The organism is Nitratidesulfovibrio sp. D1 (assembly GCF_051133415.1).
Lineage (GTDB): Bacteria > Desulfobacterota > Desulfovibrionia > Desulfovibrionales > Desulfovibrionaceae > Cupidesulfovibrio.
In genome coordinates, this window is sequence record NZ_JBPGNZ010000005.1 from 424,658 (window position 1) to 437,894 (window position 13,237).

General features: G+C 68.1%; 13 protein-coding genes. 3 read left to right on the forward strand and 10 right to left on the reverse strand.

Going from position 1 to position 13,237, the window contains the following annotated elements:
• Window positions 1-152 precede the first annotated feature (152 nt).
• Entirely contained in the window at window positions 153-1,160 is a 1,008-nt protein-coding gene (gene sppA / locus ACR4XJ_RS12605; protein ID WP_434755519.1) for a signal peptide peptidase SppA, read from the reverse strand.
• 274 nt (window positions 1,161-1,434) lie between these two features.
• Here sppA and ACR4XJ_RS12610 point away from each other — a divergent pair, with 274 nt between their 5' ends.
• The 3 genes from ACR4XJ_RS12610 (at window position 1,435) to ACR4XJ_RS12620 (ending at window position 3,416) form a co-directional block, all read left to right on the forward strand.
• Window positions 1,435-2,649, forward strand: a complete 1,215-nt coding sequence (locus ACR4XJ_RS12610) for a Smr/MutS family protein (protein ID WP_434755520.1) — start codon at window positions 1,435-1,437, stop codon at window positions 2,647-2,649.
• Between the two features lie 144 nt (window positions 2,650-2,793).
• A complete protein-coding gene (locus ACR4XJ_RS12615) occupies window positions 2,794-3,024 on the forward strand; it encodes an AbrB/MazE/SpoVT family DNA-binding domain-containing protein (RefSeq protein ID WP_434755521.1) in 231 nt (76 codons plus the stop codon).
• Window positions 3,021-3,416 (forward strand): type II toxin-antitoxin system death-on-curing family toxin, encoded by a 396-nt coding sequence (locus ACR4XJ_RS12620; protein WP_434755522.1) that lies wholly within the window; start codon window positions 3,021-3,023, stop codon window positions 3,414-3,416. Before ACR4XJ_RS12615 ends, ACR4XJ_RS12620 begins: the two co-directional genes overlap by 4 nt.
• A 240-nt stretch (window positions 3,417-3,656) precedes the next feature.
• Here ACR4XJ_RS12620 and proC read toward each other — a convergent pair whose 3' ends face one another.
• From proC to ACR4XJ_RS12665, 9 genes are all read right to left on the reverse strand, one after another.
• The gene (gene proC / locus ACR4XJ_RS12625) at window positions 3,657-4,484 is read right to left on the reverse strand and encodes a pyrroline-5-carboxylate reductase (protein ID WP_434755523.1); all 828 of its coding nucleotides are present in this window, start codon (window positions 4,482-4,484) and stop codon (window positions 3,657-3,659) included.
• A 4-nt stretch (window positions 4,485-4,488) separates the two neighbouring features.
• Window positions 4,489-4,908 (reverse strand): nucleoside-diphosphate kinase, encoded by a 420-nt coding sequence (ndk, locus tag ACR4XJ_RS12630; protein ID WP_434755524.1) that lies wholly within the window; start codon window positions 4,906-4,908, stop codon window positions 4,489-4,491.
• A 336-nt stretch (window positions 4,909-5,244) separates the two neighbouring features.
• Complete coding sequence (locus tag ACR4XJ_RS12635; protein ID WP_434755525.1) at window positions 5,245-6,876, reverse strand: divergent polysaccharide deacetylase family protein; 1,632 nt, start codon at window positions 6,874-6,876, stop codon at window positions 5,245-5,247.
• 178 nt (window positions 6,877-7,054) lie between these two features.
• Window positions 7,055-8,353: a S41 family peptidase gene (locus tag ACR4XJ_RS12640; RefSeq protein ID WP_434755526.1), complete on the reverse strand. Its 1,299-nt coding sequence runs from the start codon at window positions 8,351-8,353 to the stop codon at window positions 7,055-7,057.
• A gap of 29 nt (window positions 8,354-8,382) precedes the next feature.
• A complete protein-coding gene (locus ACR4XJ_RS12645) occupies window positions 8,383-9,678 on the reverse strand; it encodes a murein hydrolase activator EnvC family protein (RefSeq protein WP_434755527.1) in 1,296 nt (431 codons plus the stop codon).
• 81 nt (window positions 9,679-9,759) lie between these two features.
• Window positions 9,760-10,431 carry an endonuclease III domain-containing protein gene (locus ACR4XJ_RS12650; protein ID WP_434755528.1) on the reverse strand — a complete coding sequence of 224 codons (672 nt, stop codon included), beginning with the start codon at window positions 10,429-10,431 and terminating at the stop codon, window positions 9,760-9,762.
• 401 nt (window positions 10,432-10,832) lie between these two features.
• Window positions 10,833-11,693: a 50S ribosomal protein L11 methyltransferase gene (locus ACR4XJ_RS12655; protein WP_434755529.1), complete on the reverse strand. Its 861-nt coding sequence runs from the start codon at window positions 11,691-11,693 to the stop codon at window positions 10,833-10,835.
• Between the two features lie 4 nt (window positions 11,694-11,697).
• Window positions 11,698-12,387 carry an amino acid ABC transporter permease gene (locus ACR4XJ_RS12660; protein ID WP_434755530.1) on the reverse strand — a complete coding sequence of 230 codons (690 nt, stop codon included), beginning with the start codon at window positions 12,385-12,387 and terminating at the stop codon, window positions 11,698-11,700.
• Between the two features lie 131 nt (window positions 12,388-12,518).
• Window positions 12,519-13,220 (reverse strand): amino acid ABC transporter permease, encoded by a 702-nt coding sequence (locus ACR4XJ_RS12665; protein WP_434755531.1) that lies wholly within the window; start codon window positions 13,218-13,220, stop codon window positions 12,519-12,521.
• Window positions 13,221-13,237 lie beyond the last annotated feature (17 nt).

Consider the following 13,237-nt stretch of genomic DNA (forward strand, 5'->3'; position numbering starts at 1 on the left):
GCCTTAATGGAAAAGTTTTGAGAGAGGGATGGGGGTTCGTGGGAAGGGAGAGAACTTTGCGGCAGCCGTTAGGCGAGCCTGCGAGCCTTACGGATGGCGACCGCAGAGCGCAAAAGTTCTCTCCCTTCCCACGATTACTCTCCATCTGCCTCTTACATCCCGGCCTCGGGCAGCCACAAATAGTGGAACCCGGCGCGCGAGGCGGCGTCCATGCCGGGCAGGCCCAGATCGACGAGGGCCATGCGTCCGGACCCGGCGGGGGTGGTGGCGGTGGCGTATTCGGTGGCGCCGGGCAGGGGGTCGCGGCGGTAGGTGACCACGCGCAGTTCGGTGGCGCCGGTCAGGCTGGCGGCTTCGGCCAGGGCGTCCTCGAAGTAGCCGATGCGGTCCACCAGCCCGGCGGCCAGGGCCTGGCGGGCGGTGAGGATGCGCGCGTCGGCGAACTGCGCCTCGCGGCCGTGGCTGGCGGGCCTGCGCTCGCGCACCAGCCCCTGAAAGCGGCCGTTCATGTCGGCGATGATGGACTGGAACAGGGCGCGCTCCTCGTCGGTGCCCTCGCGGAAGGGGGAGCCCATGTCCTTGTGGTCGCCGGACTTGCTGACCACGGCGCGCACGCCGATCTTGTCCATGAGCCCGGCCACCTCGGGCCGCAGGAAGATGACCCCGATGCTGCCGGTGACCGTGGAGGGGTGCGCCACGATGCGGTCGGCGGCCAGGGCGGTGTAGTAGCCGCCCGAGGCGGCGGTATCCATCATCAGGGCAACGACCTTCTGGCCCGTGCGCTCGCGGTGGCGCATCAACTCATGGTACAGCACGTCGCTGGCGGTGACGCCGCCGCCGGGGCTGTCGATGGCCACGAGCACGGCCTTCACGTCCGGGTCCTGGGCGGCCAGGCGCAGTTGCGCCACCACCTCCTGCACCATGCCCGGACGCTCGCGGAACAGGCCGGACTTGGGCCGGTTGTCGATGACGCCGTTGACATTGATGAGCACGGCCTTGTCGCGGCCCCGACCGAACACGGTCTCCTCGCCAAAGGGGTCCGGCCCGCCAAAGAACGACGAGCGAGCGCCGCACCCGGCAAGCAGGGCGGAACACGCCAGCAGCAGTGCGAGAACCAGCAGGGAACGCGCGCCGTGGCGCGGAGAATGCGATGCGATCATGAGAAACCTCCGTTGCGCCGTCACTACCACATTTGGCCGGGCGTGAACAATGCAAGGCCGTTCGCGGACGTGTAACAGCGTGTAACGGGCCGGGGCCGTTCCGGAGGCCGCGCGCCCCCCTGATTCCATCCGGTCCCCTGCTCCACTTGACAGCACCCCGCCCCGCACGGAGAATTCCACCCCTGACCTTTTCCGACCTTTGCCGGGGCCGGACGGCGCGCCCGCCTTTCCGCGCCGTGCCGCCCACCCCGCCCGCATATTCCGGAGACTTCCCATGACAGACACCCGCGACGACGATTTCGACAGCGCCAATCCGTTCCGGGCACTGAACAAGCGCTCCTTCCGCGACGCCCGCGCCCAGAAGGCGACGTCCCCCGCTGCCAAGGCAGGTGCGCGATCCCACGGACACGGCGGGCAGGCGCACAAGGCGCACCAGCGGCCCGGCACGAGCGGCGGAACGGACGAAGCCCGGTCCGCGCTACCGCCCCTGTCTGAGGAAGACGCCGAGGCGTTCCTGTCGGCCATGGGCGCGGTGCAGCGGCTGGACGCGCCGAAGAAGCCCGGCAAGGGCACGCCGGGCAAGAGGGGAATGGAGCAGACACCGGCACCCGTAGTGCCCGAGATGCCCGCATCGGCCGTCCCGGCCGCCGAACGCGACAAGCTGGCAGCCACTACGGCGGCCAGGCTGGACGCGGACGCGGCCCGCAACGGCTTTGCGTTGCAGGACCAGCCGGGATTCAAGCGACTGCTGGAACAGACGGCGGATGCGCCTGACGGCTCCGGCCCGCCTCCCGCCGGGAGTATGCCCGGAAAGCCCGATGCCGTGCCCGTCACGGCCTCCGAACGCAAGGAGGCGGTGCGCCAGCGTTCGCGGCAGACCGTGGCCGACCACGAGCACACCCCGCCCCCCGACGAGGACAACCTGTTCACCAAGGCCATGACCGGGGTGCGCACGCTGGCGGGCAAGGGGCGCGAGGTGCCGCCGGAAACCGCCCCGCGCGAGGCCGCCGCGCCCGCCGTGGGCCATCCGTTGCAGGACTTCATGGACGGTGCGGTGGAATTCGCGCTGGAATTCACCGACGAATACCTGGAGGGCCACGTGGTGGGGCTGGACGCGCTGACTGTCGGCAAGCTGCGCGCCGGGCAGTACAGCCCGGAAGGCCATCTGGACCTGCACGGCATGAACGCGCTGCAAGCCTACGAATCCATGGTCGGCTTCCTGCGCGCCGCCTACCACAAGGGCATGCGCACCGTGCTGGTCATACCGGGAAGGGGCAAAAACTCCCCCGACGGCATGGGCGTCCTGCGTGAAAAGGTGCAGGCATGGCTGACGCACGACCCGTTCAAGCGGGTGGTGCTGGCCTTCTGCACGGCCCAGCCCGCCCACGGCGGCGCGGGCGCGCTGTACGTACTGCTGCGCAAGTACAAGAAGTCGCGCGGCAAGATCCAGTGGGACCGCACCCCCACGGACGCCGACCTGTTCCTGTAGGGCGGTGTCCGGCGGACACCCCGGCGGCCTCATGCCGTCCTGCCATATCCCGTCCTGCCACATCTCGTCTGGCCACATCCCGTCGCGTCCGCTTGCCTGCGTCGCTCCGTGATGTTATTACATCCGTAACAACGGAGGTGGCGCATGCAGACCGTCAAGGTACGCAGGGTGGGGAATTCGCTGGGCATGGTCCTGCCCAAGGAAGCCGTGGCCCGCATGAACGTACGCGAGGGGGACACCATCTACCTCACGGAAGCCCCGGACGGCGGGTTCCGGCTCACCCCGGTCAACGAGGATTTCGCCGAGCAGATCGGCCTTGCCGACGACATCATGCGTGAAGACCGGAACATCCTGCGCGAACTGGCCAAACGATGATCCGGTGGATACCCGCCGAAGTGGCGCTGGCCATCCACGATCGGCAGATCGACGAACACGGCGGCGCCACGGGCGTGCGCGACATGGGACTTTTGGAAAGCGCGCTGTCACGCCCCCGGCAGTTGGCCAACTACGACGCGCCGGACATTTTCGGGCTTGCCGCCGCCTACCCCTTCGGCATCGCGCGCAACCATCCCTTCGTGGACGGCAACAAGCGCACCGCCTACGTCACGGCCATGCTGTTCCTGCGCCTGCACGGCAGGACATGTCACGCCCCGCCGCGCGACAGGATTCTGGTGTTCGAGCGGTTGGGGCGCGGCGATGTGCCGCAAGAGACGCTGGCCGCCTGGCTGCGCCGCTGGAGCACACCCGACGGCAACGGCGGGGAGTGAACCGCCCCGCGCCAGTCCGGCCCCGCCCACGTCATGCCTCATCAGGCCCACATTAGGCCCGCATCAGGCCCGCATCAGGCCCGCACTCACCCATGGCTGCCCGCCACACCGCCTTGGCCGCCTCATGGCGCGAGCATTCCGCCATCCCCGTACCCTGGAACGCGGAAATCCCCCGCCGCGTTGCCGCGACGGGGGATCATGGTTCTACCGGCGTTTCCACGGGCCCGAAGGCCGGGTCCGCTACTTCTCCATTTCCAGCCCGCGCTTGTAGGCCGCCAGCACCGCATCCATGATGCGGCCCCGCACGGCCTCGCGGTCCAACTGGTTGATGGCGGCGATGGTGTTGCCGCCGGGCGAGCAGACCTGTTCGCGCAGCACCGAAAGGTGCGTGCCGGACTGCTCCGCCAGCGCCACCGAGCCCGAGAACAGGCCCTTGACCAGTTCCGTGGCGTCCTGCCGGGTGAAACCCAGGGTCACGGCCACCTCGGTCACCGCCTCCATGAAGTAGAAGACGTAGGCCGGGCCGCAGCCCACCACCGCCGTGAAGGCGGCGAACTTCGACTCCGGCAGCGCGACGACCGTGCCGATGGACTCGAACAGGCCCCGGACCAGGTCGCGCCGGGACTGGTCCAGGGCCGGGTCGTCGAAGCACAGCGCGTACACGCCCTTGCCCACCATGGCGGGGGTGTTGGGCATGACGCGCACCACCGGACACTCGGGGCCGCCCGCTTCCGCCATGGCGGCTTTCATGGCCGCGATGGACACGCCGGAGGCGATGGACACCACCACCTTGTCCGGCCTGAGCGACGGCGCGACGGCGCGCAGCACCTCGGGCACCATGTACGGCTTCACCCCCAGCAACACCACGTCGGCCTGTGCGGCCAGCGCGGCGGCGTCGGGCATGGCGCGCACCCCAGCGTCGGCCAGGGCCAGCACCCTTGCGGGCGTGGGGTTGTATCCCAGCAGGGAAAGTCCCTCGCGGCCGGAAAGACCGCGCAGGATGGCGGCCCCCATGTTGCCGCAGCCGATGCAGCCGATGACGGCGTTCCCGGTGCTGCTGACGGTCATGTCGCTACCCTACCATCTCCAGTGCGTTGAAGAAGTACCCAATTTCGTACGCCGCCGTTTCGGGGGCGTCGGAACCGTGCACGGAATTGGCCTCGATGCTCACGGCGTAGGTCTTGCGGATGGTGCCTTCGGCGGCATTGGCCGGGTTGGTGGCGCCCATCAGGTCGCGGTAGCGCTGGATGGCGTTGTCGCCCTCCAGCACGGAGCAGACAACCGGGCCGGAACACATGTAGGTGACCAGGCTGTCGAAGAAGGGACGCTCGCGGTGCACGGCGTAGAAGCCTTCGGCCTGGCTGCGGGTGAGGTGGATCATCTTCATGGCGACGACCTTCAGCCCGCTGTCCTGAATCATCTTCAGGATGGCGCCGGACAGGTTACGTTCCACGGCGTCGGGCTTGATGATCGAAAAGGTGCGCTCGGCCATTCATTTCCTCCGGATACTGCAAGGGTTGCGGTTGCGGCGCGGGCGGCAACGGAACGGTTCACCCGCGCCCGTACAGGGGACATGCCATCAGGTGCGCGCAGTTGACCGAAACCGCCTCACTCACTTGCGGTTTCAATCCTGTGCCTGCGCACCCCGCACGCTGCGGAGATTTCGTTCTCCGGCAAGGAGGACGAGTCACGCGGCGCACCTTCAAGCGGGATTTCCGTTCGTTGGCGAGGAAAGCGAGCCTGACATGAGGGAGTATACTCTTATCGTATTCGACCGACATGGCAGGCGAAGCTTGACGACGCCAACGGGCGGAAGGTCCGCTTGAAGTCAGCGGGAAAGCTGCCGGACAGGTACGATGATGACACTGCGATCCCGCGTCCGCGCCCATTCCTTCAGGGCGGCCACGGTTTCCGGCAGGGGGTGGCCGATGGCGATGGCCTGCCCCTCGGCCTGCGCGATGCGGGCCGCCTTGTCCAACTGGAACATGATGTTGCGCTTGTCGGCGATGACGTCGAGGAACACGTTCCGCTTGTAGGCGGGCAGTCCCGCGCGCTTCGCCTCGGCGTACAGTTTCGAATTCTGGTGCGTCACGCTGTCGAGCACGAACAGGCCGGTGCCGTCAAGTGTCTCGCACACGGTGCGCATGGCCGAGGCGTTCTGGGTGGCGCGCGAGCCCATGTGGTTGTTCAGCCCCACGGCGTGGGGCACGCGGCGCACGGCGTCGCGCACCAGCGCGGCGATTTCCTGCGGCTGCTGGCCGGACAGGATGGCGCCGGGGCCGGGCTTCACCTGCGGGTAGCGCACCGGCTCCATGGGCAGGTGGATCATCACCTCGCGCCCGGCCTTGTGGGCCAGGTCCGCCGCCTCGCGGGCGTGCGTGCTGCGCGGCCAGACCGAGAAGGTCACCGGATAGTCCAGCGCGGCCAGGTCGCGCGCGGCGGACATGCTTTCGCCGATGTCGTCGATGACGATGGCCAGCCGCGCCCCGCCCGGCGTCATCGCCACCGGGGGAGGCGCGCCCTCGTAGAGCAGCAGCGAAATCTCGTGGGTGGGCAGGCCGTCCACGGTGACGATGAGCAGGTCGTCGGCCCGCACCTCGACGTTGGCGGTGTCGGACCAGGCGGCCAGCGTTTCCCTCAGGGTCTGCACGAAGCGGTCGGGCGCGCCGTCCAGACGCATTTCCATGCGCTGGAAATGGAAGGTCTGGCCCTTGGACTGGCGGTTCTCGATGGAGGCCAGGCGCAGCCGGTCGCGGCCGAGGCCCAGGCGGGTCACGGTCTGGACCAGGGCATAGTCCACCTGCTTCACGCCCGCTTCCACCGGGGCGTCCAGGCTTTCCTCGTAGGGCAGGTTGCCGGGGGTCACGGGCTGGCGGACTTCGCCCCCCGCCTCGCGCGCGCCGTTGGCGTCGGCCGTGCCGTTCGCCGGGGGTGACGCGGCGCGTTCCGGCTTGACGGGCGCGGTCTGCGGCGCATCGGCCCCGGCGTCACCCGTTGCGTCCCCGGCCAGGGGTTCGCCCTTGGGCGTATCGCTCACCGGGGTTTGTGGAAGCTGCGGAAACTGCGGCAGTTGGGGCAGTTCGGACTGTTCGCCGCGTTTCGCGTCGCCCTTTGGCGGCTTCTGCGCCTGTTGCGGGGCCTGCGCCTTCTTCTCGCCGCGCTCGGTCACGGCGGGCTTGCGCGCCTCGTCGCCGGACGGCTTCATGGGCGAGCCGAACACGAACAGCAGCATCACCAGCAGCGTGGCGGCCACGCAGATGGCCAGCACGGCCCGCGCCACCAGCGGCGTCAGGGTGGGCTTGCCGCGCTTGCCGCCGGAGCGCGGGCGGCTGCCCGATCCTCCTGACGCCGGACCCGAAGACTTGCCCGATTTGCCCGATGCGGCGGGCTTGCGGCCCTTGCCCCCCTTGGCGTCATCCTTGCGGGGGGGCTTCTTTCCGGGGCTTTTCTCCCCTGCCATGCATTCTCCTGCATCATGTCCGGCCCGCGCCGCCCGTGGCGGCCGTCCGGCCCGGGACATGTCCCGGCATGTCCCGGCATGTCCCTACATGATAGGGGCGCGGTCTCCCGCGCCCCTGGTTTTTCGTCGTGCAGCGTTACAGCTTCATCGGCAGCCCGCCGCATGCGCGGCGGCGCACCTACTGGATGTCCTTGAGGCGGGGCAGGCGCTTCACGAACTGCAACGCCATGCGCAGCTGGTTGTCCTTTTCCAGGGCCTGCTTCACGTCGTCCGCACGGGTGGCGGGGCGCGCATCCTTGCCCGAAGCGCCGTTCTCGAGGTGCCGGTTGAGGTCCTTTTCGCGCACCATGTTCAGGCGGTGGGCCTTTTCCTCTTCGCGCGGCAGTTCGAAGGGCACCTCGAAGTCGGGCTCGACGCCTTCCGCCTGGATGGAGCGGCCGTTGGGCGTGTAGTACAGGGCCACGGTCAGCTTCAGGCCCGCGCCGTCGGACAGCGGGATGACGTTCTGCACCGAGCCCTTGCCGAAGGTGCGTTCGCCCAGGATGAGCGCGCGGTTGTGATCGCGCAGGGCGCCGGCCACGATTTCCGAGGCCGAAGCGGAACCGGCGTTGACCAGCACCACCATGGGCACGGCCACGTCGCCGGGCTGGGTCTTGGCGCGGTATTCGCGGCTGGCGTCTTCCATGCGGCCGCGGATGGACACGATGACCCCGTCCTTGAGGAAGGTGTCGGACACGCTCACGGCCTGGTCCAGCAACCCGCCGGGGTTGTTGCGCAGGTCGAGGATGATGCCCTTCATGCCCTTCTTGCCCGCTTCTTTCAGCGCGTCCACCAGTTCGCCGGTGGTGCGTTCGCTGAAGCGGGTCAGGCGCACCCAGTAGTAGCCGTCCTCGAGCATCTTGGACTTGACGCTGATGAGCGGGATGGCGTCGCGCACCAGGCGCACCACTTCGGGGGCCTTGGCGTCGCGGTGCAGGATGGACAGTTCCACCTCGGTGCCCTTGGCGCCCCGGATGCGGCTGACCGCTTCCTGGGTGGTCATGTCCTGGGTGGGCACGCCGTCCACGGCGAGGATGATGTCGCCGCTCTTCAGGCCCGCCTTGTGGGCGGGGGTGTCCTCGATGGGGGCCACCACGATGAGCTGGCCGTTCTCGCTGGAAATCTCGATGCCGATGCCGAAGAATTCGCCGGAGGTGCTTTCCTGCATCTCCTTGAACTCCTCCACCGACAGGAATGTCGAATGGGGGTCCAGCCCTTGCAGCATGCCCTTCACGGCGCCGTTGATCAGGTCCTTGCGGGGCACGTCGCGCACGTAATAGCGCTCCACCAGGTCCAGCACCTGGCTGAAGCGCTTCAGCGAATCGTATTTGCCCTCGTCACTTGCCGCGCCGACGGTACCGGGCACCAGCGCCGACCCGCCGGAAAACGCGAGCACGCCGAGAATGAGCAGCGTGGCCGTCCACAGCGTCACACGCATAACGAATCCTCCGAAAGCCTGAAAAGAGGCTAATTTGCTGAAAGGAGCCACGCATCAGGGTTAATGGCTTTTTGGTGAAAACGCAATTCGAAATAGACTCCGGGGCCATTGGCGTCCGGGTAGAATCCGGCGGTGCCCACCTGCTGGCCGCCGCCCACCTCCTGGCCCAGCCGCAACGGACTGTCGGCCAGGAAGGCGTACAACGTATAATACGCCTGACCGTGCATCAGGATGACGACGCGGCCGAACCCGCGCATGGTGTCGTTGTGCACCACGCGGCCGTAAGCCACGGCGCGCACCGGCTCGCCCTGCCCCACCGAGATGCCCAGCCCGCGCACCGGCGGTTTGGCGTCCGGCGCGTAGCGGCGCACCACCCTGCCCTTGGCGGGCCACGGCAGGCGGCCCTTCTGCTTCTCTATGTCGCCGCGCGACAGGGCCTGCTCCAGCCGGGCGTTCAGGGTCTGGATCATCTCGAACAGGTCGGCCAGTTCGGCCTCGGCGTCCTCGCGCTGCTGGCGCACCGAGGACAGCGACTGGCGGAAGCGCTGCTTGTCCGCCAGCAGCTTGGAACGGTCGGCCCCCAGGGCCTCCACCTGCTTGCGCACCTGTTCGGAGAGGGCCTCGCGCCGGGTCAGGGCTTCGGCCATGGCGGTTTCCTGGCCGTGCAGTTCCTGCTGGCGCTCCCCGATGACCTTGTAGATTTCCTGCGTCCAGGCGTAGTCGCGCTCCGCCATGCGCCAGTTGGTCAGGTCGCGCGCGCCCACACCCTTCTGGCGCATGTACAGCGGCCAGAGCAGTTGCAGCAGCCCGGCAAGGGATTCTTCCGTGCGGGACCGCTCGGCGGCCAACCGCTCGTAGGCGGCGCGCACGTCGGTGGCGGCGGCCTCCAGTTGGGCCAGTTCCTGCTCCTGGCGGGCCACCTTGGCCTCCAGCGCGGTGATGCGGTCCTCGGCCATGGCCAGGTCGGTGTTCAGGGCGCGTTCCTGCACCGAAAGCCTGGTGATGCTCTCCTGCCGGGCGCGCAGGCGGGCCTGCTGGGCCTCCAGCGCCTTGCGGATGTCCTCTTCCGTGGTCAACTGGCCCACGGGCGCGGCCTTGCCGCGCGCTTCCTGGCGCCGGGGTTGGCCGCCCTTGCCGCCCTTGGTTGGTGGCGCGGTCGCGTCGCCATCAGCATCCGGACCAGGCTTGAGCGGACCCGCCTTGCCGATGGAGCCGGAGGTGGCGGCCAGGGAAGATTCCGGCCGCGCGGCCAGCCATCCCGCCAGCGCGAGGGCCAGCGTCAGGACCAGCGTGAGGGCCAGGCACAGCAGGCGGCGCAGCGCCACGCGTGCGGGACCGGCGCGGCGCATGCCCGCAGAGGGGGCGAGGCCGGAACCCCACGACGGAAACCGCACCGGCCGCATGGCTCAGGCCACCCCGCTGTCGAGGAAGGAGCACAGGGGGCAGTCGACGCAGCGCGGCGCGCGGGCGCGGCACCAGTCCTTGGCCACCCGCACGATGAGGGCGTGGTATTCGTTGTAGAAGTCCACGTCGGGGTCCAGCACGTCCATGAACACGTCGCGCAGGTCGTGGTAGGGGATGTCTTCCGGCACCATGGCGTGGCGGTGCAGGATGCGCCGGGTGTAGGCGTCCACCACGAAGGTGGGCAGGCCCACGGCATACAGCAGCACGGAATCCGCCGTTTCCGGCCCGATGCCCGACACGCCGAGCAACCGGGGGCGCAGGTCGTGCAACTCCTGCCGGGCCAGCACGCCGAAGTCGAAGCCGCAGGCATCGTCCAGGAAACGCAGCAGATTGCGCAGGCGCACCGCCTTCAGCCGGAAGAACCCCGCCGGGCGGATGAGCTCCGAAAGCTCTGCCTCGGGCAGGGCCAGCAGGGTCTGGCCGTCGGCCAGCGCCCCGGCTTCCCGCAGGCGATGGATGGCCTTTTCCACGTTGGTCCACGCGGTGTTCTGGGTCAGCACCGCGCCCACGCAGATCTCCAGCGGCGTTTCGCCCGGCCACCAGCCGCTGGGACCCAGCCGGGCGTGCATGGCCGCGTACATCTCGCGCAACAGGCGTTCCCGTTTCCCTCGCATAGGCCGACACCCTAGCGTCATCCCGCATGCGCCGCAACCGGCGGCGTCGCACGGGGCGGTGCTATCAGGGATGCACGTTTTTTTCAGCCTCCGGCGGGCAAGGAGACGGCGTTCCTTACGCCTCCGGCGGGCAGGGGACTCCGTCCCCTGCACCCCTTTCAGGGAAAACCCAACGTTTTCCAACAAAAATGCCGCGTCACTCGTTGAGCAACACGGCGCTGAAACTCTCCCCCCTCCCACCCGATCAAAAAGTTTGGGGGGATGGGGGGCCGGGGGAAGGAGCCCCTTTTACACGCTGCGGTCGCCATCCGTAAGATTCGCGCTTTGCGCTCATCTAACGGCTGCCGCAAAGGGTCCCTTCCCCCGGTAACTCTTTCTCTCTTAAAAAACTCTTCCCTCCCCTACTCCCAGATCAACGCGGCCCATTCGCCTTCCACGCGGCGGCGTGCGGGGGGCATGCCGAGGCTGGTGTAGGCGGCTTCCACGCTATCGGCCTGCACGGCAAGCAGGCCGGAGAGCACGAGGCACCCGTTGGGGGCCAGCAGGGCGAGGATATCGGGAGCGAGGTCTTTCAGGGGCTGGGCGAGGATGTTGGCGAGCACCACGTCGTAGCGTTCGCCCTGAGCGGCTTCGGTGCTGCCGAGGCGCACGTCGATGGCGGGGGCCACGGCGTTGATGACGCGGTTTTCCTCGGCGTTTTCCACGGCCAGCATGTCGATGTCGGTGGCCACGCCGGTCAGGCCCAGCTTGGCGCAACCGATGGCGAGGATGCCGGAGCCGGTGCCCAGGTCGAGAAAGCGCAGGCCCGCGTGCACCCGGCCGGAGGCGGCAAGCTCGGAGACAGCGCCGAGACACAGGGCGGTGGTGGGATGGTGGCCGGTGCCGAAGGCGGTCTTGGGCTCGATGACGATGGGGATACGGCCGTGCAGGTCCACGGTGTCCACCATCCACGGGGCGATGACCATGAAGTGCGACCCGCACTCCACGGGCGTGAAGAAGTCGCGCCAGGCCAGGGTCCAGTCGGTGTCGGGCACGGAATCGCGGGTCACCTCGGCGCGGGGCAGCCCGGCGCGCAGGGTGGCCAGAAGCTGCTCGCAGAAGGCGGGGTTGTCGGTGTGCACGCGCAGGCGCACGGAGCCGTCGGGCAGGCTTTCCTCTTCCCAGCCGAAGGGCACGGCAAGGGCCAGCACGCCGTCGGCGATTTCGAGGTCTTCGGGACAGTCGGCGGGAATGACGATGCTGATGCGGATGAGGTCGGACACGGGGCTACCTTGCCTGGTACCGGGCCATCTGCCGCTCCAGCCGGCGGCTGGCTGCGGTCAGGGTCCAGCAGACGATGAAGTACAGCACGGCGATGGTGAAAAAGAGTTCGGCCGGAGCGGTCAGCTCGCGGTTGTTGATCTGGGTGGCCGTGCGGGTGAGCTCGGAAACGCCGATGATGTAGGCGAGCGAGGTGTCCTTGGTCAAGCTGACGAACTGGTTCACGAACGAGGGGATCATGTTGCGCAGGGCCTGCGGCAGGATGACGTAGACCATGGCCTGGGTCTTGGAAAGCCCGGTGCCGCGCGCGGCCTCCATCTGGCCGTACGGCAGGGCCAGCACCCCGGCGCGCACGATCTCGGCGATGTAGGCGCCGGTGAACACGATGAAGGCGACGAGGGCGCTTTCCGCCTCGGGCAGGGTGTGGCCGAGCACGATGGGCGCGAGGAAGTAGAACCAGAAGATCAGCATCAGCAGCGGAATGCCGCGGATGACCTCGACGTAGATGACGGCGGGCAGGCGCAGCCACCAGCGCTCGGACAGGCGCAGCAGGCCGAAGCCGAGGCCCAGCCAGAACGCCCCGAAGATGCCGCCGATGGCCAGCATCACGCTCATGGCAAGACCGCCCAGCGGCCCTTGCGGCCACGAGCCCACGAGCAGGTAATCGAAATTTCTCCAGACGACGTCCCACTGCACGCCGGTTGCTCCTTACGACTGATTCTGAAACCGTGGCGGCGCCTGTTGCCCGGCGGTGTCCCCAGTGGTGCCTGGGGTCACGCGGCGGTGCCGCCCGAAAAGACCGGGCCGCCGTGGCGGCGCGGGGTGCGTCAGTACTTGATGGTCCGCAGGAAGTGCCTGTTATACTGGGTGATGCTGAACGACACCAGCAGCGAGATGGCGAGGTAGATCAGCGTGCTGACCGTGAACGCCTCGAACCCGTGGAAGGTGTACGATTCGATCTGGCGGGCCATGTAGGTAAGTTCCATGACCCCGATGGTCATGCACAGCGACGAGTTCTTGAACAGGTTGAGCGCCTGCGAGATCAGCGGCGGCACGATGATGCGGAAGGCCTGCGGCAGGACCACGTAGCGCATGGCCTGCAGGAAGGTGAGGCCGCAGGCGCGCGAGGCTTCCAACTGCGTGCGCGGAATGGAGAAGATGCCCGAGCGTATCTCTTCGGCGATGAACGCGGCGGTGTACACCGCAAGGGCGATGACCCCGGCCGCGAATTCGAAATTCTGCTTGTACAGCCACTGGTTGACGGCGGCGGGCAACACCGCGTCGGACCCGAAGTACCAGAAGAATATCTGGACCAGCAGCGGCGTGTTGCGGAAGAACTCGGTGAACCCGGCGCTGAACCACACCAGCGGGCGCACCCCGGAAAGGCGCATCACCGCGATGAGCGTGCCGAGCGCCATGGCGAGCACCAGCGAGATGGCGGAAATCTGGCAGGTGACCACGACGCCGTCGATGATCCACTGCAGGTATTCGCCGGAGAGGACGAGTTTCCAGTCGAAGTTGTACTGCAAGACGTTATCCGCGTGAA

What these genes read in the sequence shown, in the direction of transcription:
- proC (WP_434755523.1), bottom strand. Translation starts at nt 4,484, where the DNA reads ATGACCGTCAGCAGCACCGGGAACGCCGTCATCGGCTGCATCGGCTGC.
- ACR4XJ_RS12615 (WP_434755521.1), top strand. Translation starts at nt 2,794, where the DNA reads ATGCAGACCGTCAAGGTACGCAGGGTGGGGAATTCGCTGGGCATGGTC.
- ACR4XJ_RS12610 (WP_434755520.1), top strand. Translation starts at nt 1,435, where the DNA reads ATGACAGACACCCGCGACGACGATTTCGACAGCGCCAATCCGTTCCGG.
- ACR4XJ_RS12635 (WP_434755525.1), bottom strand. Translation starts at nt 6,876, where the DNA reads ATGGCAGGGGAGAAAAGCCCCGGAAAGAAGCCCCCCCGCAAGGATGAC.
- ndk (WP_434755524.1), bottom strand. Translation starts at nt 4,908, where the DNA reads ATGGCCGAGCGCACCTTTTCGATCATCAAGCCCGACGCCGTGGAACGT.
- ACR4XJ_RS12650 (WP_434755528.1), bottom strand. Translation starts at nt 10,431, where the DNA reads ATGCGAGGGAAACGGGAACGCCTGTTGCGCGAGATGTACGCGGCCATG.
- sppA (WP_434755519.1), bottom strand. Translation starts at nt 1,160, where the DNA reads ATGATCGCATCGCATTCTCCGCGCCACGGCGCGCGTTCCCTGCTGGTT.
- ACR4XJ_RS12620 (WP_434755522.1), top strand. Translation starts at nt 3,021, where the DNA reads ATGATCCGGTGGATACCCGCCGAAGTGGCGCTGGCCATCCACGATCGG.
- ACR4XJ_RS12640 (WP_434755526.1), bottom strand. Translation starts at nt 8,353, where the DNA reads ATGCGTGTGACGCTGTGGACGGCCACGCTGCTCATTCTCGGCGTGCTC.